The organism is Haloplanus litoreus (assembly GCF_045690335.1).
In the GTDB taxonomy this organism is placed as follows: domain Archaea; phylum Halobacteriota; class Halobacteria; order Halobacteriales; family Haloferacaceae; genus Haloplanus; species Haloplanus litoreus.
This window is the reverse complement of sequence record NZ_CP147874.1, coordinates 1,377,308-1,395,048: the sequence shown is the minus strand read 5'-3', so window position 1 is coordinate 1,395,048 and position 17,741 is coordinate 1,377,308. Positions and strand designations below refer to the sequence as shown.

Here is a 17,741-nt window from a genome sequence, read left to right as displayed (position 1 = left end):
GAGTGGGCATCAGCTGTGACGATGGACGTCGGCCGTGAGGGAAGGGTAAAGGGTCGCCCGCCCCTAGGTCGGGCGATGACCGAGAGTGCCGGGATCGAACTCACCGTTCACAGCGCCGAGAAGCGCGACGCGGGGCGTGGCATCGCGCGCCTGCCGGAAGCGGCCCGGCGACGCCTGGGCGTCCTGAGCGGCGACGCCATCCTGCTCGAGGGCGACCGGACGACGGTGGCGAAACTCTGGCCGGCACGGGCCGGCGTGCCCGACGACGCCGTCCTCGTCGACGCCGGAACGCGGGCGAACGCCGGCGTGGCCGTGGGCGACACCGTCCGTGTGCGAACCGCCAGCCTGACCGACGCCGAGTCGATCACCCTCTCGGCGCCCGCGGGCGTCGACGTCGACCGTGACTCGTCACGTCGCGAACTCCGGCGGGCGCTCGACGGCCGCCCGCTCCGGGTCGGCGACCGGGTGCGCGTCGAGAGCCTCGCGACCGACGGGTTCGTCGTTCGGGAGACGCGGCCCGAGGGAACCGTCCGGGTCGTCGAGGCGACGGACCTCCGTGTGATCGGCGGTGGCGGCGGCGTGTCCGGCGTCGACTCCGCGACCGACGACCGCGACGCCGCTGACCGCGCCGTCGACGCCGCCGACCGACCGAGCGACTCGGAGGGCCGGCCGACGACGGGCGTCACCTACGAGGACATCGGCGGCCTCGACGACGAACTCGACCTCGTTCGAGAGATGATCGAACTCCCGCTTGCGGAGCCGGAACTGTTCACCCGACTGGGCGTCGACCCGCCCAAAGGCGTCCTGCTCTACGGCCCGCCCGGCACCGGGAAGACGCTGATCGCCAGAGCCGTCGCCAACGAGGTGGACGCCACCTTCATCTCCGTCTCCGGTCCGGAGATCGTCTCGAAGTACAAGGGCGACAGCGAGGAGCGACTGCGCCGGGTGTTCGAGCGCGCCCGCGAGGACGCCCCCTCGATCGTCTTCTTCGACGAAATCGACTCCGTCGCGCCGAAGCGCGAAGACGGCGGCGGGATGGAAGATCGGATCGTCGGCCAGCTCCTCTCGCTGATGGACGGCCTGGAGGCACGGGGCGAGGTGATCGTCATCGGCGCGACCAACCGTGTCGACGACCTCGATCCGGCGCTCCGTCGCGGCGGCCGCTTCGACCGCGAGATCGAGATCGGCGTCCCCGGCGAGAAGGGCCGGCGCGAGATTCTCGACGTCCACACGCGCCGGATGCCGATGACCGACGACGTCGACCTCGACCGCCTCGCCGCCCGGACCCACGGGTTCGTCGGCGCCGACCTCGAGTCGCTGGTGACGGAGGCGGCCATGTCGGCGCTCCGACGCGCCCGGCGCGAGGGGACGGCGACCGACGACATCGCGGTCACCCGTGACGACTTCGAGGCGGCGATGGCGGCCGTCGATCCCAGCGCCATGCGCGAGTACGTCTCCGAGGCGCCAACGGAGGGGTTCGAGTCGGTCGGGGGTCTCGACGACACGAAGGCAACGCTCGAACGCGCGGTCACGTGGCCGCTGACTTACGGCCCGCTGTTCGAGGCGGCGGACGCCGACCCGCCCTCGGGCGTCCTGCTCTACGGCCCGCCCGGCACCGGGAAGACGCTGATCGCCAGAGCCGTCGCCGCCGAGAGCGGCGTCAACTTCGTCCGCGTCCAGGGGCCGGAACTGCTGGACCGGTACGTGGGCGAGAGCGAGAAGGCGGTCCGCGAGGTGTTCGACCGCGCCCGCCAGACCGCCCCCGCAATCGTCTTCTTCGACGAAATCGACGCCGTGGCGACGGACCGCGACGCCGGCGGCGCCGGCAGTGAGGTGACGGAACGCGTCGTCTCCCAACTCCTGACCGAGTTCGACGCCGTCGCCGACAACCCCAACCTGATCGTCCTCGCGGCGACGAACCGAAAGGACGCGCTGGATCCGGCGCTCCTCCGGGCCGGCCGCCTCGAGTCCCACGTGGAGGTACCGGGACCGGACGAGGCCGCCCGTCGGGCCATCCTCGACGTCCATACGCGGGCCAAACCCCTCGCCGACGATGTGGACCTCGACGACGTGGCCGCGCGAACGGACGGATATTCGGGAGCCGACCTCGCGGCCGTCTGTCGCGAGGCCGCGATGCTCGCGGTCCGGTCGGTGGCCGACGCCTATCCGGGTGCCGAGGCCAACGAGCACACGGACGAAGTGGCGCTGACGGCCGCCCACTTCGAGACTGCGCTCGACGCCGTGGCGCCGTCGCTCGGCTAGCCGTTCCCCACGACGCGTTTGCAGATTCGGAATATCGTCGAACGCGACTTATGCTCGCTGGGTCGCTAGGACGTATGGATCGGCTGGACTCACTCGTGACCCGGCGTGCGGCCGTGGGCGCTATCGGAACGGTCCTCGCCAGTAGCGGCGTCGTGTACGGGGCGTCCCGCCTCGACACCGAGTCGGACGAATCGACGGGGCTGCCGTTCCACGGGAGTTCGGAGTCGACCGGCTTCGGGATCGACCTGGACGGGCATCCGATCATGGGGGCACCGGACGCAGCGCTCGATATGTACTACTGGGGCGACTACCAGTGTCCCTTCTGTCGACGGTTCGAGCAGAACACCCTTCCGGAGATCATCGAGAAGCACGTCCGAACGGGCACCGTTCGCATCGTGTTCATCGAATACCCGTATCTCAGCGACGCGTCGATGACGGCGGCGGTGATGGATCGGTGCGTCTGGCGCCAGGTGCGCGACGAGCGCCCGTCGCGGTACTGGCCGTGGCATTCGGCGGTGTTCGACGCCCAGGGCGAGAAAAACTCCGGATGGGCCTCCCGGCCGAACCTTCTGGAGATCACGAGGGGTGTCCAGGACGTCGACGCGACTGCCGTCGATGCCTGTATGCGGAAACGGGGGTACGGAATCGAACAGGAGATCGGTACCGACGTCGAGCAGGCATCCAGCTTCGGGATTCGTGGGTCACCGGGGTTCGTCCTCTACGATCCCACGACCCAGGAGGCGGGGAAACTCGTCGGTGCCCAGCCGTACGACCGCTTCGACGCCGCCATCTCGAAGCTACGGAACGAATGAGTATGAGCGTCGCCGAACTCGACGCCCACGTCGCCCGACTGCTCGCGGCGCTCGGCTATCCGCTCACGACCGTCCGACGAACGGTCGCCACGGCGGCGTTCGCCGTCGTGACGTACTGTCTGCTGGTGTTGAGTGCGTTCCCGACGTACTCGATGCAGATGATCGAGGCGGATCTCGGATACGCAGACGACGCGGTCCTCGCGCTCACCGCCAACACGTACGAAACGATCGGCGGAACTGGCCTCGGCCTGATCGTCGTCTACGCGATCGTGACCGGCGTCGCACTCACCGCCACCCTCGGACGCGTTCGCTACGCCGGGCTGACCGACGCACGGGGACTGTGGAGCGTCCTCCCCGGTCTCCTGGCTACCGGCTGTGCGAGCTGTGGTGCGGGACTGCTCGGCCTGCTCGGATTCGTCGGCGCCCTCGCGGTGCTGCCTTTCGACGGGACCCTGCTCCGTCTCGGCGGGATCGTCCTCCTCCTCGGGTATCTCTCCCGCCTCGGTGATCCCCGTCGTTGCGACCTCATATCGACGACCGAAGAGGCGTAGGCGACGGGGCAGTGCTGGTCGCCCTCGTTCGATCGTTCCGACGGCACACGATCCGTATCGGGCCGGATCGCCAGGTCGATCGTACTCAATTCGAGGGTCGCAGGGGGCTCACACGCCCGAAAGGAAGCGCTCCAGATCCGCCGCTCACAGGAAGACTGTCAGAAGCAAGGTGCCGAGAAAGGCGTGCCAGACGATCGCCGCGGTTGTTGCCCGTTGGGATGGTGCCGGGCGGGGGGGATGACGGAACATCGCATCGTAGACGAACGTCGTTGCAATGAGTGCTCCGACGAGCAGTCCGACACGGAAACCGTACGCAGTTATCACTCCTGCCAGGGCACCACCACCGAGACTGGCTGCGATAGCGGCCAGAATCTTGTCGTAGTAGCCGAGTGGACTGTCCATCCTCTCTCCGAGATGTCGGGTCTCCAATCGGAAAACCGTCAGGATGATTCTCACGGAGTAGGAGTATCGAGCGGTGAACGCGTTTCGTGACACTCTCTCAAAACGTCGACCCAGAGAGCACGACCGAGCCGTTTCGTGCTCGCGGGGTTCGCAGAGCAGCCCTCGCTCCGGCGACGGGCGGCAAATGAGTGCTATTGCTTTTGTCGGTCGGCGATAGTGTCGAGACGGTTGACGTCGGTGTGGGAGGTGCTGAGTAGCGCGCGTCGGGTGGCGTCGTTCTCGGGAGGCCCTCCCCGATGCCGGATTCGACCACGAACGACGGTGCAACCACACAGGACTCGTCGCCGTGGCGAACTGGCGGCTCGCACGGTTGCCCACGCCGCACACGGGAGCGTTTCCCACGTATCACCCGTCATCGAGAGTTCGCCCCCGGCGAACGAATCGCCGTTCATTTGCTTGTGGCCCATCTGTGCCCGGGCATGGAACGTGGCGAGACCGACGCGACCACGGCTGTCTTTCGACTCCTCGCTGACGACTACTCGCGCCAGATCCTGCTCGCGGCCGATCGAAACCCGCGGACCGCGAAGGATCTCAGCGACATCTGTGACGCCTCGCTCACGACGATCTACCGCCGTGTCTCGGCGCTCCAGGATCACGGCCTCCTCGAAGAACAGTCGAGCGTCGGTTCGGACGGATCGCATCGGAGCCAGTTCGAAACGACACTCGAAGAGATCCACGTGACGATGTCCGACGGCGAACTCTCCCTGTCGATGGAGACGCGCGACGAACTGGCTGACAACTTCACGTCGCTGTGGACGAGCATACGGGAACGCTAATGATCGACTCGGCGGTCCTGACCGTCAAACTGATAACGCTCGCGTTGAGTCTTGGCGTGGCATATCTCGCCTTCCACGGCTATCGGCGGAACGGAAGCCAACCGATGCTCTACGTGTCGGTCGGGTTCGTGTTCATTGGCGTCGGCGCGATCTGTGAAGGACTGCTCCACTGCACGTTTGGTGCGTCGCTCCGCTCCGCTGCGCTCGTGCAGTCACTCATCGTCTCGAGTGGGATGCTGTTCGTTCTGATGTCGTTGACCTGGGTCTCGGACTGACCGGGACGCACACTCGCGTCCGGCCGGGGCGACTGGGACCCGCGGGATCGAGTCACCGGCCTCGGGACGTGACCGACACACCGAACCTGGTCGCATCCGTACAACCGACATGGGCCGCCCCCCTGACGATGTGCTGGGAGGACGTGTGGTTCGCCCACCGGCCGGTCGATCCCTGGGTCGTCGCGCCGACGCTCCCCGAGGGGCTGACCGTCGACACGCGGGACTGCGACCCACTGATGCACGACAGTCCAGGGAGCGGCGTGACGGCGGGGCGTATCAGTCGCGTCTAGTCCCAGAAGGACTGCGTCCGGGCGTACTGGCGCTCCTGATCGAGGATGTCGCGGTAGAAGTCGTCCTCGTTCTCCCGGAGTTTGGCGATGATCCGGGCGGCGTTGTGCGGGCCGACCCCGCGGGCGGCCATGGCGACGACCGCCTGCTTGCCGTGACTCTGGACCAGGTTCGCCGACCGGTAGGCGCGTTCGGTCATGTGCTCCTGTTCGTCGTCCTTCTCGCTCGCCCGAACCGCCTTCACCACGTCGTCGGCCCACGGGTTGAGCGACGCGATCCGGGTGGAGTCACACTCCGGACAACGGGGCTGGTCGGGCACGCGCTTGACCTTCGTCTTGCGCGTCCACTCCGTGCAGTGCAGGCAGGCGAGGATCACCCGGTCGTTCCGGATGCGCTCTTTCAGCGTCTCGACGACGCTCGCGTCGGCGTTTTCGGGGACGAGCAGTTCCCGCCCGCTGGAGCGCCCGCCCGTGCCGATGGGGGTGTGTTCACGGGCGGTCACGAGGTCGATGTCCCCCGACTGGATCCGCTCTAGCACCTCGGCAGCCTCCTCGACGGCGAGGTCGGTGTGGAACACCTCCCTGACCGCCTCGTCGTACACCGGCGTATCCTCCAGAGCGGCGAGCAGTCGGTCGCCGCCGAACCGGCCCGATCCCTGGTACCGCTTGAGCGCGCCGAACTTCGCCGCCACCTGCGCCAGCGTGAGCTTCAGCGCCCCCGAGTTCTTCAGCGCGAGTTCGAGCAACCCCTCGACGTGCTCCGGATCGGTCGTCTCCAGGACCTCCACGACGTCCGCCGGACCGGTGCGGCCCGGCACCTCCAGTTCGATCCGGTAGGGGTCGACCTCCATCCCCACCGACGATCCGGTCTTCTGCCCGATCAGCGCCGAACACAGGCGGCCGAGCGTCTCGTTCACCTCGTGGCCGAAGGGCGCGTTGAGGACGAGTCCGCGACCCCGCCCCTCGACGACGAGGCGGGCCGCCGTGGGCGTCGGTTCGCCCGTCTCGACCTGTCGCGCCACGGGCGCGAGCGCCTCGGAGACGGTGTGTTCGTCGCCCGGGTACCGGGACAGGAACTCGCGGGCGACGGACGTGCGGTCGGCGCCACCTTCGAACTGCGTCGTCGCCACGTCGCGCATCTCGCCGACTTCGCCGGCGACGGCCGCCGGCACCGGAATCTCCGACCCGGTCCACGAGGGCACCTCGCCCGCGGGGTCCTCGATGGGCGTCACCTCGACGCGGGACTCCTCCTCGTCCACCTCGGTGATCCGCCACATCTCCCCGCGCTGGATGAACACCTCGCCCGGCCCGGCGAAGTTGAGGACGAACCGCTCGTCGAGGGTGCCAACCGTCTCCCGCGAGGAGAGGTCGTACACCTCGTACGTCTCCTCGTCGGGGATCATCGACAGGTTCGCGTAGAAGTACCGCCACGTCCCGCCCGACTTCTCCAGACGGTCCGCGTCCTCCTCCAGCCACAGCAGGCGGTTCGCGGCGAGTTCGCGCACCACCTCGCGGAACTGCGCCGCCGAGAGATCACGGAACGGGTAGGCGCGGGTCAGCGTCTCGTAGGCCTCCCTGGCGTCGATTTCACCGTGGTCCATCACCAGCCCGACGGTCTGGTTGGCCACCACGTCGAGACTACCGTGGTGGATTGTCGCCGGTTCGACGTCGCCGGAAATCGCCCGGCGGGCGATGGCCAGCGCCTCCATCGTGTCGTCGGGGTGGCTCGTGAGGATGGTCCCCTCGGAGACGGCGTCGCGGCGGTGGCCCGCGCGGCCGACCCGCTGGAGAAGGCGGGCCACCTCGCGGGGACTGCCGTACTGGACCACGTGGTCCACCCGGCCCACGTCGATACCGAGTTCCATCGACGACGTACAGACGAGGCCGTCCAGGTCGCCCGTCTTGAAGGCGTCCTCGACGTCGATCCGCGCTTCCTTCGAGAGCGAACCGTGGTGGACGCCGATTGGTTCGTCGAGGCGCTTGAACCGCGAGCCGAGCGCCTCGGCGGTCTGTCTCGTATTGACGAAGATCAACGTCGACTCGTGGTCGCGAACGAGCTCGCGGATCGCTCGCACGTGGCTGGCGATGTCCACGTCGGTCGCCAGTTTGCCCGCGAGCGCCTCGTCCGCCTCAGTCACTGCGGGTTCGCGCACCCGGAACTCGACGTTCGTCCCGGCGTCGACTTCGACGAGCGTGCAGTCGCGGTCACCGGTCAGGAATCGCCCCACTTCGGCCGGGGAGCCGACCGTGGCCGACAGCCCGATCCGCTGGAACGGACCCGCCAGATCCCGCAGGCGTTCGAGGCCGACGGTCAACTGCGCGCCGCGTTTCGACGACGCGAGTTCGTGGACCTCGTCGACGACGACGTGAGCCACGTCCGAAAGCGCCGTGCGGAGCTTCTCGCCCGTCAGCATCGCCTGCAGCGTCTCGGGGGTCGTCACCAGTACGTCCGGCGGGTCGTCGGCCTGCTTCCCCCGCTGGTACTGCGTGGTGTCGCCGTGGCGCACGTCTACCTCCACGTCGAGATACTCACCCCACCAGTCCAGTCGTTCGCGCATGTCGCGGTTGAGTGCGCGAAGCGGCGTGATGTAGAGCGCCGAGATCCCGAATCGGTCCTCGGTCCGATGGATCGCGTCGAACACCGGCAGCATCGCCGTCTCGGTCTTTCCCGTCCCCGTCGGCGCGAGGACGAGGGCGTTCTCGCCGGCCGCGAGCGGCGGAATCGCCCGGCGCTGTGGCTCGGTCGGCGTCGAGAAACCGCGTTCGGAGAGCGCCGAACGCACCCGCTCGCCGAGGTGTGTGAAGGCGTCCATCCCGGCGGCGGGCATCCCGTCTGCCATCGGCCCCGGTAACGGACCGAGCGGATTAAGACCACCGTTCACAGGCCGTTCTCCCGGCCGGCGAGCGTCGGCGACACACCCACAGGGATTAGTCGGGGGACCACCTTTCCCGTCTATGCCCGTTCCATTCGTCGGTGCGCTGGTCGCGTTCGTCGTCGCCCTGCTGATCGGAGGGCTCGCCATCTACGTCAGCGCACGGATCGTCACGGACGTCGACGACTACGGTCGCGCGGTCGTCACCGCCCTGCTCGGCGCCGTCGGGTGGGCGGTCGTATCGTGGATACCGCTGATCGGCCCCGTCATCGCGCTGGTGGTGTGGGTCGCCGTCTTGAAGTGGCGCTATCCCGGCGGCTGGGGGACTGCGGCGGTGATGGGTGTCGCCGCCTGGCTCTCGGCACTGCTCATCCTCTTCGTCGTGAACGCCGTCCTCGGCGTCGGGATCGGCGCGTTCGGCGTCCCCGGAGCGTAGGCGGGACGCGAGGGACGACGGTCGGTGACGAGTTACGACGATCCGTATCAGATCCGTCGGTAGGCGCCAAGGCGCGTCCCGTCGAGCAGGTAGGCGTCGGCGCCGTCGAGTCCTTCGGGGAGGAACGGGGCGAGAAAGTCCTGTCCCTCGACGTTGACCCACGTCCCACCAGAGCGGTCGTTGAAGGCGGGAAAGACGACGAGTTCCGGGGCCACGTCGGTCCACGCCAGCGCTTCGGGCGCGACGCCCAACTCGTCGGCGAACGGCCCGATCAGCAGCGACCCGCGGAGCCACGCCTTCTCCGTGCGGCCGCCGCCCACCTCGTCTTCGAGGCGGACCTGCGGGTGTTCGTGACCCATACAGATCGTTCGCGCCCCGAGAACGGATCGGTCGGGCCAGGTGTGCCCGTGGACGAACCCCACGTCCCCGCGGCGCCACCCACCGGAGTCGGTCACGTCGATCCGGTCGCCGTAGGCGTCCGCGACGCCGCCGTCGTGGTTGCCGGGGACGAGCGTCAACGGCAGGTTCCGGTCGTCGAGGGCGTCGACGAGGGCGACGACTTCGTCGTGCTCTCCCGTGCCGGGGTCGCCGATCCGGTGGACCAGGTCGCCGAGGACGACCACCCGATCCGGATCGGTGCGCCCGACCAGCGTCAGCAGACGCCCCCGACGGCCGTCGGCGTCGCTCCGGAGTTCCACTCCGCGCTCGTACCGGAGTCCGACCTCGATGCCCGCGTGGTAGTCCGCGACCACCAAGACCCGTTCGTCGCCGCAATCGGCCACCGCGGCGGGCGCGCCCGGAACCGGGTCGACGAGCGCCATCAGATCGCTTTCAGGCTGTCCTCGCTCGGCTCGTAGCATTTCCCGCTCATCAGCGCGTCCTCGATGGCGTCGGCCACGTCCCCGGGATCGGCGCCGTACTCCTCGACGACGGCCGCGACGACCGCCTCGCGGTCCGCACCGTCGCCGTCGTCCAGGTCGGACATGGCGTCGACGGCGACGGCTTCGAGGTCGACGTCGGCGGCCGCGTCACCCTCGTCCGTGGCCGCCTCGCCCGCGTCCGCCTCCGCCGCCGTCTCCTCGTCGACCGCGCGTTCGCCGGCCGTGTCCTCGGCCTCGGCGAGGTCCTCCGGTCCCGGCACGTCGATGTCCGCCTCGCCCGGGTCGTCGACCTCCGCCGCGCTCTCGAAGCCCACGTCGAACGATTCCTCGACCTCCCGGCGCTCCTCGTCGCCGAGTTCGTAGAGGTCGTCACCCGAATCGTCGAACTCACCCAGGTCGTCACCCGAATCGTCGAACTCACCCAGGTCGTCACCCGAATCGTCGAACTCACCCAGGTCGTCACCCGAATCGTCGAACTCACCCAGGTCGTCCGCCGCGTCCTCGCTGGCGGCCGCCGCCGAGTCTGCAGTCGTCGCCGCAGCGTCCGCGGCCGACCCGTCGTCGGAGACGACCGGCGACTGGTCGTCGACCGTCTCCGCAGTCGACGAGTTCTCCGAATCCGACTCGCTCGCCGCCGTCCCGGCACTCGGCGTCGCGCCCGCAGTGTCGGCCGGCGCCGCGGCCGTCGTCTCGTCGTCCGTCGCCGTGGCCGTCGCTTCGGAGGCCGCCGCGCCGTCGTCGGTTACCGCCGCCGGAAGCGGACCGAGCGCGGCGGTGCCCGCGTCGGCGGGCGCCCGGTCGAGCGAGCGGACGGCGTCCCGGTCGCCGGCGACGACTTCGAGGGCGTCGAGAGCGACCTCCCGCAGGGCGTCGAGATACGCCGTTGTCGTCCCGTAGCGTTCGAGGGCGATGGGGATGCCCGTCGCGAGCGAGACGTCGTACCCACGGTCGAGAAGCGCCGCTTCCAGCGCGTCGCCCTCGACGTCCAGTGACTTGGCGTCGGCCATCGCCGCGATCCGACGGAGGGTGGCCTCGGCCGCCGACACCGTCCATCGATCCCGGGTCTCGCTGTCCACGTCGGCCACGCTCTCCGGCCGCACCGAGGTGTAGATCCGGTTCCCGTCGTCGGGTTCGAACGTCCGGGCCTTGCCCGTGAGCGCGACGAACGCCGGTGGCTCCGCGCGCTCGAAGAAGGCCGCGGCGTCCGGTTGGTACTGCCCGGCGTAGGAGACGAACGCGCCCGTCGGGTCGACGACGCGGGCGCGGAGGACGTCCTCGTTGACCGACTCTACCTCGGTCAGGACGCCGACGGCGAAGAGGCGGTTCACCCGCGCCCCCGTCGGCGTGACGACGTACTTCGGGGCGCGCTCCTCGTCGCTCTCGGCGTAGGAGACGGTGGCGTCGTCGAACTCGGCGGCGAAGAGGCGGTGGGCCACCTCGCGCCGGCCGGGGCCGGAGTCGTCGGCGCTCATCGCGCCACCCCCGCGAGCAGTTCGCGCGCCCGGGCAGCGGGGTCGTCGGCGCTCTCGACGAACTCCTCGGCGTCGAGGTTGGCGCCGTACTCGTCGACCGAGAGCGATCCGCGGACCCGGTACTCGCGGCCGACGATCCGGTCACGGATCGTATCGGCCACGACTTCCTTGTCCATGGCGTCGCGGGCCGCCGTCTTCGCGTCTTCGATACCACCACCGTACACCTCGGCGGTGAGGTCGGTGCCGAGGACGGCCGTCACCGTCCCCGTGCCGTCGTCGAGGATGGCCTTGACCCGGAGGTCGTCGTCGCCCTCGACGTCACCGTGGGATCGACACTGGCCGTTCTGGACGACCCGACCGCAGTCCGGACAGCGCTCGATCAGACCGGAGCCGTCCCGCACCTGGATCACGTTGCCGACGAGTTCCACGTCGAACAGGCCGCCCGCGTCGACGGCCTCGCCGATGTCCAGTCGCGGTGCCGTGTCCGGGGCCTCGACCGTCCGATCCAGTCGTTCGACCGTCGAGTACTCGGTAACGTTCACCTGCGGCACGCCCCGATACTCGCGGACGTACACGTCCGAGAGGCGGACCGAGGACCCCGCCTCGACTTCGGCGTGGGGGTCCCAGTCGGTCAGCGGGAGGCGGGCACTCTCGTCGGCGACGACGCCCGAGAGAATCTCCGTCTCGCCGTCGCGGCCGTCGATGGTTCGCCGTTCGAGGTCGACGACTGTCACTTCGACCGTCCGGCCACGGTCGCCGGGTTCGAGGTCGATCAGGTCGCGGTCACCGCCTACCTCGTAGGGCGTCTCGACCGCTTCCCCGGCCGCTGCGACGGTCGTGTTCGTCCCGAGGTTGAGTTCCGGATTGCCCTCCCACTCGCGGACGTTGGCGTTGCCGACGGTGATCGAGTCGCCGGGTTCGAAGTCGAACTCCTCCCACGCAGTGTAGGAGATTCGTCCCGTGTCGTCGGCGAACTCGCCCTCCCGGATGACCCGATCCTCGCCCTGATACCGGATGGAACGGGTCCCCTTCGTCAGCACCCGGACGGTGGTCGTGACCGATCCGTCGTCCGGGGTGACGTCGGCGAGCGACCTGGTCGTCGGCGTCGCCGAGGAGCCACCGTCGCCGCCGTGTTTCCGGCGGATGCTCGCCTTGGCTTCCTCGACGGGGACGTTGTATTCGAGCAAGCTCTGCAAGTCGTCTTTGACCTCCGCTTTGTCTACGCCGAGGTCGGAGGCGAGGTCCTCGGCATGATCGTCGAGTTGCATCGGGAGAAGCGTTGGTCGCGCGGTCATAAAAACCCTCTATGCCCCGTCGCTGCGCTCTGCCGCTCCCACCGCTCGCTCGCGGCGAGTGTTCCGGCACCGAAAGCGGTTTGCGCCCCCGCCCGAACGGTTCGGCATGGAAGTCGTCGTCAACGCGGCGACGAGCGTCGACGGGAAGCTCTCGACCCGCGAACGCCGACAGGTGCGCATCTCCGGCGAGGGGGACTTCGACCGTGTGGACCGCCTACGGGCGGCCGCCGACGCCGTCCTCGTCGGCGTCGGAACCGTTCTCGCCGACGATCCGCACCTCGGCGTGAAATCCGAGGACCGACGGGTCGAGCGCCTGCGCAACGGACGCCCGGCCAATCCGGCACGCGTCGTCGCCGACTCCCGTGCCCGCACCCCGCCAGACGCGACGCTTCTCGACGACGACGCCGACACCTACCTCCTCGTCTCGGCGGCAGCACCCGAGAGACGCCGCGACTCCCTCCGCGAGGCGGGCGCGACCATCGTCGAAGCGGGCGAGGACCGGGTCGACCTGACCGCCGCACTCGACGAACTGGAAGCCGACGGCGTGGCGCGCTTGCTCGCCGAAGGTGGCGGTGAACTCATCTACTCGCTGTTCGACGCCGGCCTCGTCGACGAACTCAGCGTGTTCGTGGGGTCGCTCGTGATCGGCGGCCGTGAGGCCCCGACCCTCGTCGACGGCGAGGGGTTCGTCGCGGACTTCCCGGCGCTTGACCTCGTCGACGTCGACCGGGTAGACGACGGGGTCGTCCTCCACTACCGGCCGACCTGATGGTCGTGCGCCGGGCCGGCAGACCGACTCAACCGTTAAGGGGGTCGCGTGGCTACAGGGAGATATGAGCAAATCGACCGCCGACCAGTCCGAACCGATCCACGTCGAAGACGCCGACCACCTGAACGACCTCCTGTCGGAACACGCCGTCGTCCTCGTCGACTACTACGCCGACTGGTGTGGACCCTGCAAGATGCTGGAGCCGACGGTCGAGGAGATCGCGTCCGAAACGGACGCCGCCGTCCTGAAGGTCGACATCGACGCGCTCCAGGAACTGGCCCAGGAGCGCGGCATCCGTAGCGTGCCGACCCTAGAGTTCTACGTGAACGGCGAGCAGGCCGAGCGACTGATCGGCGTCCAGGACAAAGCCGACCTGGTCGAGATCATCGAGAACCTCTCCTGAACGTCCGGCTCACCCGCGGTCACCGTCGAGTGAGCAGATAGAGAGCGCCCGCAGGGCGAGACCGTTCGTCGAGCCAGTCCCCGGGAGAACCCTCTCCGCCGTGACGATGTGACGGCACCGGGGTGACGAACTCCGACCGCCCAGAGCGGTGTTCCGCCGACTGGTCGCGACCGGATCCCCAGAGCGGCGACGGCGAGCCCCGACCGATCCGACGTCGACCCACCGAATCACTGGCCTCGGGACAGTTCGGGAAAGCGTTCGCTCCCGGCCGAGAGTATATACCCCCGGGGAATCTACCTCGCCGTATGATTTCACTCGACGAGGCCGTCACGGCACGCCTCGAATCCCACGGCGAGCGCTTCGAGGTACTGATCGACCCCGACGCGGCCCTCGCCATCAAACGCGGCGAGTTCGAGGGCGATCTGGAGGACGTCATCGCGGCCGAGGACGTCTTCGAGGACGCCTCCCGCGGTGATCGCCCCGCCGAGAACGCCCTCGAGGAGGTGTTCGGGACGACGGACCCGATGGAGATCATTCCGGAGGTCATCAAGCGCGGCGAGATCCAGATCACCGCCGAGCAGCGTCGCGAGATGCAAGAGCAAAAGCGCAAGCAGTTGATCAACCGCATCGCCCGAAACGCGGTCAATCCGCAGATGGACGACGCTCCCCATCCGCCGGAGCGCATCGAACGCGCCCTCGATGAGGCGGGCTTTCGGGTCGACCCCATGGAACGCGTCGAGACGCAGGTCGACGAGGCGCTGGACGCCCTCCGTCCCGTCATTCCCATCCGCTTCGCCGAAGTGACCGTCGCGGTACAGGTGCCCGCCGACAAGGCCGGGAGCGCCCAGGCGAAGATCCGCCAGTTCGGCGAGTTGGATCGCGAGGAGTGGCAGGCCGACGGCTCGTGGATCGGCGTCCTCACCTTCCCCGCAGGGATGCAAAACGAGTTCTACGACCTAGTGAACGAGGTGACGAGCGGGGAGGCGGAGACCCAGATCGTCAAGGACGAAGACGACCTCAACGTCCGGTAGTGGAGTTCGGTGGCCGCTCGACGGCCGCCGCCGGACGGTGTCGTCTCGTATCCTGCAGTGCATCCGGTGGTCCAAGTCGACGCTCGGACGAACACGGCTTTTACTATTCGACCACCGTGTTTTTCGGTATGAAACGGGCCGGGAGTCTCGGACGGACGAGCCGGATGCCCCTCCTCGGGGCCGAGAGCGAACGGTCGAGGCTCCCGGGGGGAGACAGGGATCGAGCATGGTAGCGTTTCCGGAGGAGTTCTACTGGATCGCGGCGTTCGCCATCGTCGCCGCGGTGGTGAACGGCACGGGAATCGTCGCGATATTGCAACGCCGAGAGTGGGCGGAACGGTCGCTTCCCTATCTCATGTGCTTTGCTGCGGGAATTCTCATCACGACGCCGCTGATCCACGCACTCCCGAACGCGGTCGCGAACAACGCCGACGCGGGATTCGGTGCCTTGGGCGGCTTCCTCTTCATGTATCTCTCCAACGAGATAATCAAACGTCGCACCGGAGCGGAGACGCTCGCGTTCGGGGTAACGGCAGCGGAGGGCATCGGGATTCACTCGCTGGTCGACGGTGTCGTCTACACGGTCACGTTCAATATTTCGCTCCTGACCGGTATCTTGGCAGGAACCGGGTTGGTGATCCACGAATTCGCCGAGGGAGTCATCACGTATCTCGTCCTCTTGAGGGGGGGCGTGACGGAACGAACGGCGGCACTGTACGCGTTTTTCATTGCGTCCCTGACGACACCGATCGGCGCCTTCGTCGCCTATCCGGTGGTGAGTGGGTTGGATCGGAGCCATCTCGGTCTCCTGCTCGGCTTCGTCTCAGGTGTGCTGATTTACGTCTCCGCAGCCCACCTGCTGCCCGAGGCCCAGTCGTACGAGAAGGAACATTCGACTCTTGCTCTGCTCGCTGGCGCAGGTCTGGCGTTGTTCGTCGTGTTCTCGCGGACGGTGTGACACGACACGATAGTGGCCCGTGTTCGCCTCACTGGGAGATCCAAGACGGACCCCTTCGATCCGCCACTCCGCACTCGCGTGCCCGCCGACCGGTCCGTGACGCCCGTTAGTTCCCGGACTATCCCCGCCGAAAGCCGAGGAGGAAGCCGCCGGTGAAGCCGACGGACACCGAGAGCGTCGAGAGGATGGTCGATACCCAGCCGGGCGGACCGCCGGCCGCACTCTCACCCGTCTTCAGCAGGCCGGCCGAGAGCGCCGCCCAGTCGACCGAGAGGATCCCGCGGGATTCGAGGAACTTGAACAGCGCGAGTTCGAGGCCGACGATCAGGGCGACGATCTTGGCGACTTTCTTGGCTGCGAAGCCGACGATTCCCCCGATCACGGCCCCGCTGCCGAACTCGATCCCCAGTTGTTGGGGATCGATCCCCAGTTGTAACGCGAACATCAACCCGTCCATACCATCCGTGGACCGTGCGTGGGTAAGTCGTTTGTGGCGCGTGAGCAGCCCCACTCGGCGGGACGTCAGCCCTCGACGATGATGGCACCCCGCATACCGGCCTCGTTGATGACTTCTTCGAACGGGACACCGGGAGACGAGTGATGGAAGTGCGGACTGCCGTGGGGCTCACAGAAGTAGAGGTGGAGCCCCGGATCCGTGAACGTGTGGCTGAAGTCGGGCGCCGTCGCCGCCGGTTCCGGCGGGCCGCTGCTGTACGACCCGTCCAGCGCGACGACGTTGTGTGGGATCTGATCGAAGATGTCGGGGAACGGGTCTGCGTACGTCTGCCAGCGCCACGTGACGGTCGTTCCGGACGAAACCCGAACCACTTGCGGATCGAACGCGAGCGGCAACGTCTGCGGTGGCTCTCCGAAGAGCGGCGTGTCCGGGAAGTTCACCTCGGTCAGGGCGTTGTTCGTCACGACGATTTCGTTCTCGCCGGTCCGGTCGGCGATGGTCCCGTCCCATGGCTGCTCGTTGAGCGGCGCGTCGTCGTTCACGAAGGCCGCGAGGCGGTCGCCGGTACCGTCGTTGTGGCGGCACTGTTCGGTGTAGAAGGTCAGCGAGAACGTCACCGAGTCGGTTTGGATCTCGTTGGCGTGGTCGACCGGCAGCCACCACACGAACCCGACCGAGTGCTGGCCGGCGGAGAAACACCCCTGCTCGCCCGTGTCGTCACCCTGCTCAGGGGAATCGTCGCCGTCGAGCGCCGCGCCGATTCCCGAGAGCCCCCCGAGGACCTCCCGGAGCGAACCGCGCGACTGGAACGTCTCGTCCCCGTTCACGTAGTCGTTGCCGTCGTCGATCCAGTAGGCGGCCTGGACGGCGTCGAGGAGTTCCACGTGGAGATCCGTCGGTGGTTCTCCGGGACGCGTCTCGATTCCGGATTCGTCGCCGTCCGTTCGTTCGGGTTCCGTGTACCCGTTCTCGGATGCCGTGGCGTCGGCGACCTGCAACCAGACGTTGCCCGGATTATCACACAGCGCGAGGTCGAACGTGACCTCGCCGTGGTCGCCCGGCTTGATGTCGCCGTGGACGCCCAGTTCGACGACCGGCTGTTGGAGTTCCTCGGCGTCGGTACCGTCCGGACAGGAGGCGTCGCCGTCCTCGGTCACCAGCGTGTTATCGAGGAACTGCCGTAAATCGCCCTCCGTGGCGAACTCGATACCCGGCACCCTCGTCGGGCCCGGATCGAACCCGGCCTCGTGGTCGGTCATCGTGGCGTCCTCGTCGTCGATGTCCGCCAGTTCGTCCGCGGACCAGTCCGAGTAGTGGAGCGAGTAGGCCACCTTCACGTCGAGCGATCCGGCCACGAGCGAGTTGTTCTCGAACGATTCCTGATCGCTGAAGTAGGCGCTCGTCCCCAACCCCGCCCCCGCCGAGGCGACACCGACCGTTCCCAGCGCGGCGAGCGCCTTCCGCCGTGACAGTGTGAACTCCTTCGGCATGGCGTCTCCCCTCCCGGGGACGTCCCACCGATGGAGTCGAACCATCGACCGAAACCGTGGCCGGGCCGGGCGCGAGACGGGGTAGACGTCGTTCCGAAACTTGTTAATTAATTATGTATTATTCGACGGCGACGGTCGGTGAAATGCCGCTCGATCCCCCGGCGAGCGGAGTTTAAGTGGTTCGAGCGCCTACCTCGTCGGTAGAACGTGCAGGGAACGTATACGACACCCGACGGGGCGGTGGTGGACCG

18 protein-coding genes are annotated in these 17,741 nt (G+C 68.1%); 11 read left to right on the top strand and 7 right to left on the bottom strand.

Annotated elements, in window-relative coordinates; genetic code table 11:
• Positions 1 to 75 precede the first annotated feature (75 nt).
• From V8686_RS07455 to V8686_RS07445, 3 genes are all read left to right on the top strand, one after another.
• Complete coding sequence (locus tag V8686_RS07455; protein WP_379703341.1) at positions 76 to 2,262, top strand: AAA family ATPase; 2,187 nt, start codon at positions 76 to 78, stop codon at positions 2,260 to 2,262.
• A gap of 74 nt (positions 2,263 to 2,336) precedes the next feature.
• Positions 2,337 to 3,074, top strand: a complete 738-nt coding sequence (locus V8686_RS07450) for a DsbA family protein (protein WP_379703340.1) — start codon at positions 2,337 to 2,339, stop codon at positions 3,072 to 3,074.
• 2 nt (positions 3,075 to 3,076) lie between these two features.
• Positions 3,077 to 3,625 (top strand): hypothetical protein, encoded by a 549-nt coding sequence (locus V8686_RS07445; RefSeq protein ID WP_379703338.1) that lies wholly within the window; start codon positions 3,077 to 3,079, stop codon positions 3,623 to 3,625.
• Between the two features lie 144 nt (positions 3,626 to 3,769).
• Here V8686_RS07445 and V8686_RS07440 read toward each other — a convergent pair whose 3' ends face one another.
• A complete protein-coding gene (locus tag V8686_RS07440) occupies positions 3,770 to 4,120 on the bottom strand; it encodes a hypothetical protein (protein WP_379703337.1) in 351 nt (116 codons plus the stop codon).
• A gap of 386 nt (positions 4,121 to 4,506) precedes the next feature.
• Here V8686_RS07440 and V8686_RS07435 point away from each other — a divergent pair, with 386 nt between their 5' ends.
• From V8686_RS07435 to V8686_RS07425, 3 genes are all read left to right on the top strand, one after another.
• Entirely contained in the window at positions 4,507 to 4,863 is a 357-nt protein-coding gene (locus tag V8686_RS07435; protein WP_379703336.1) for a helix-turn-helix domain-containing protein, read from the top strand.
• Complete coding sequence (locus V8686_RS07430; protein ID WP_379703335.1) at positions 4,863 to 5,138, top strand: DUF7521 family protein; 276 nt, start codon at positions 4,863 to 4,865, stop codon at positions 5,136 to 5,138. The genes V8686_RS07435 and V8686_RS07430 overlap by 1 nt, the downstream gene beginning before the upstream one ends.
• Before the next feature lie 128 nt (positions 5,139 to 5,266).
• Positions 5,267 to 5,428, top strand: coding sequence for a DUF2071 domain-containing protein (locus V8686_RS07425; protein ID WP_379828781.1), 162 nt, complete (start codon positions 5,267 to 5,269; stop codon positions 5,426 to 5,428).
• Here V8686_RS07425 and V8686_RS07420 read toward each other — a convergent pair.
• Positions 5,425 to 8,265, bottom strand: a complete 2,841-nt coding sequence (locus V8686_RS07420) for a DEAD/DEAH box helicase (RefSeq protein ID WP_379703333.1) — start codon at positions 8,263 to 8,265, stop codon at positions 5,425 to 5,427. The two genes, V8686_RS07425 and V8686_RS07420, sit on opposite strands and share 4 nt — an antisense overlap.
• 115 nt (positions 8,266 to 8,380) lie before the next feature.
• On the opposite strand from V8686_RS07420, the gene V8686_RS07415 reads away from it, so the two are divergent.
• Positions 8,381 to 8,734 (top strand): hypothetical protein, encoded by a 354-nt coding sequence (locus V8686_RS07415; RefSeq protein WP_379703332.1) that lies wholly within the window; start codon positions 8,381 to 8,383, stop codon positions 8,732 to 8,734.
• A gap of 47 nt (positions 8,735 to 8,781) precedes the next feature.
• On the opposite strand, the gene V8686_RS07410 is transcribed toward V8686_RS07415, so the two are convergent.
• From V8686_RS07410 to V8686_RS07400, 3 genes are read right to left on the bottom strand one after another with little or no spacing between them, the layout of a single operon-like run.
• Positions 8,782 to 9,555 carry a metallophosphoesterase gene (locus V8686_RS07410; protein WP_379703331.1) on the bottom strand — a complete coding sequence of 258 codons (774 nt, stop codon included), beginning with the start codon at positions 9,553 to 9,555 and terminating at the stop codon, positions 8,782 to 8,784.
• A complete protein-coding gene (locus tag V8686_RS07405; RefSeq protein ID WP_379703330.1) occupies positions 9,555 to 11,087 on the bottom strand; it encodes an RPA family protein in 1,533 nt (510 codons plus the stop codon). The genes V8686_RS07410 and V8686_RS07405 overlap by 1 nt, the downstream gene beginning before the upstream one ends.
• Entirely contained in the window at positions 11,084 to 12,355 is a 1,272-nt protein-coding gene (locus V8686_RS07400) for a Single-stranded DNA binding protein (protein ID WP_379703329.1), read from the bottom strand. The genes V8686_RS07405 and V8686_RS07400 overlap by 4 nt, the downstream gene beginning before the upstream one ends.
• A 133-nt stretch (positions 12,356 to 12,488) precedes the next feature.
• Between V8686_RS07400 and V8686_RS07395 the strand changes: the two genes are divergently transcribed.
• From V8686_RS07395 to V8686_RS07380, 4 genes are all read left to right on the top strand, one after another.
• Entirely contained in the window at positions 12,489 to 13,151 is a 663-nt protein-coding gene (locus V8686_RS07395) for a 2,5-diamino-6-(ribosylamino)-4(3H)-pyrimidinone 5'-phosphate reductase (RefSeq protein ID WP_379703328.1), read from the top strand.
• A gap of 64 nt (positions 13,152 to 13,215) precedes the next feature.
• Complete coding sequence (gene trxA, locus V8686_RS07390; protein WP_379703327.1) at positions 13,216 to 13,554, top strand: thioredoxin; 339 nt, start codon at positions 13,216 to 13,218, stop codon at positions 13,552 to 13,554.
• Positions 13,555 to 13,859: 305 nt separating this feature from the next.
• A complete protein-coding gene (locus V8686_RS07385) occupies positions 13,860 to 14,585 on the top strand; it encodes a ribosome assembly factor SBDS (protein WP_379703326.1) in 726 nt (241 codons plus the stop codon).
• A 226-nt stretch (positions 14,586 to 14,811) separates the two neighbouring features.
• Positions 14,812 to 15,543 (top strand): ZIP family metal transporter, encoded by a 732-nt coding sequence (locus V8686_RS07380; RefSeq protein ID WP_379703325.1) that lies wholly within the window; start codon positions 14,812 to 14,814, stop codon positions 15,541 to 15,543.
• A 118-nt stretch (positions 15,544 to 15,661) separates the two neighbouring features.
• Here V8686_RS07380 and V8686_RS07375 read toward each other — a convergent pair whose 3' ends face one another.
• On the bottom strand, positions 15,662 to 15,988 hold the full coding sequence (locus V8686_RS07375) for an FUN14 domain-containing protein (RefSeq protein WP_379706494.1): 327 nt from the start codon (positions 15,986 to 15,988) through the stop codon (positions 15,662 to 15,664).
• 77 nt (positions 15,989 to 16,065) lie between these two features.
• A complete protein-coding gene (locus tag V8686_RS07370) occupies positions 16,066 to 17,490 on the bottom strand; it encodes a cupredoxin domain-containing protein (protein WP_379703324.1) in 1,425 nt (474 codons plus the stop codon).
• Positions 17,491 to 17,741: the final 251 nt, after the last annotated feature.

Bases quoted from the DNA above. Each gene is read 5' to 3' on its own strand.
- V8686_RS07405 (WP_379703330.1), bottom strand. From the start codon at position 11,087: ATGAGCGCCGACGACTCCGGCCCCGGCCGGCGCGAGGTGGCCCACCGC.
- V8686_RS07385 (WP_379703326.1), top strand. From the start codon at position 13,860: ATGATTTCACTCGACGAGGCCGTCACGGCACGCCTCGAATCCCACGGC.
- V8686_RS07415 (WP_379703332.1), top strand. From the start codon at position 8,381: ATGCCCGTTCCATTCGTCGGTGCGCTGGTCGCGTTCGTCGTCGCCCTG.
- V8686_RS07370 (WP_379703324.1), bottom strand. From the start codon at position 17,490: ATGCCGAAGGAGTTCACACTGTCACGGCGGAAGGCGCTCGCCGCGCTG.
- trxA (WP_379703327.1), top strand. From the start codon at position 13,216: ATGAGCAAATCGACCGCCGACCAGTCCGAACCGATCCACGTCGAAGAC.
- V8686_RS07410 (WP_379703331.1), bottom strand. From the start codon at position 9,555: ATGGCGCTCGTCGACCCGGTTCCGGGCGCGCCCGCCGCGGTGGCCGAT.
- V8686_RS07455 (WP_379703341.1), top strand. From the start codon at position 76: ATGACCGAGAGTGCCGGGATCGAACTCACCGTTCACAGCGCCGAGAAG.
- V8686_RS07375 (WP_379706494.1), bottom strand. From the start codon at position 15,988: ATGTTCGCGTTACAACTGGGGATCGATCCCCAACAACTGGGGATCGAG.
- V8686_RS07450 (WP_379703340.1), top strand. From the start codon at position 2,337: ATGGATCGGCTGGACTCACTCGTGACCCGGCGTGCGGCCGTGGGCGCT.
- V8686_RS07425 (WP_379828781.1), top strand. From the start codon at position 5,267: ATGTGCTGGGAGGACGTGTGGTTCGCCCACCGGCCGGTCGATCCCTGG.
- V8686_RS07430 (WP_379703335.1), top strand. From the start codon at position 4,863: ATGATCGACTCGGCGGTCCTGACCGTCAAACTGATAACGCTCGCGTTG.
- V8686_RS07380 (WP_379703325.1), top strand. From the start codon at position 14,812: ATGGTAGCGTTTCCGGAGGAGTTCTACTGGATCGCGGCGTTCGCCATC.
- V8686_RS07445 (WP_379703338.1), top strand. From the start codon at position 3,077: ATGAGCGTCGCCGAACTCGACGCCCACGTCGCCCGACTGCTCGCGGCG.
- V8686_RS07395 (WP_379703328.1), top strand. From the start codon at position 12,489: ATGGAAGTCGTCGTCAACGCGGCGACGAGCGTCGACGGGAAGCTCTCG.
- V8686_RS07435 (WP_379703336.1), top strand. From the start codon at position 4,507: ATGGAACGTGGCGAGACCGACGCGACCACGGCTGTCTTTCGACTCCTC.
- V8686_RS07420 (WP_379703333.1), bottom strand. From the start codon at position 8,265: ATGGCAGACGGGATGCCCGCCGCCGGGATGGACGCCTTCACACACCTC.
- V8686_RS07400 (WP_379703329.1), bottom strand. From the start codon at position 12,355: ATGCAACTCGACGATCATGCCGAGGACCTCGCCTCCGACCTCGGCGTA.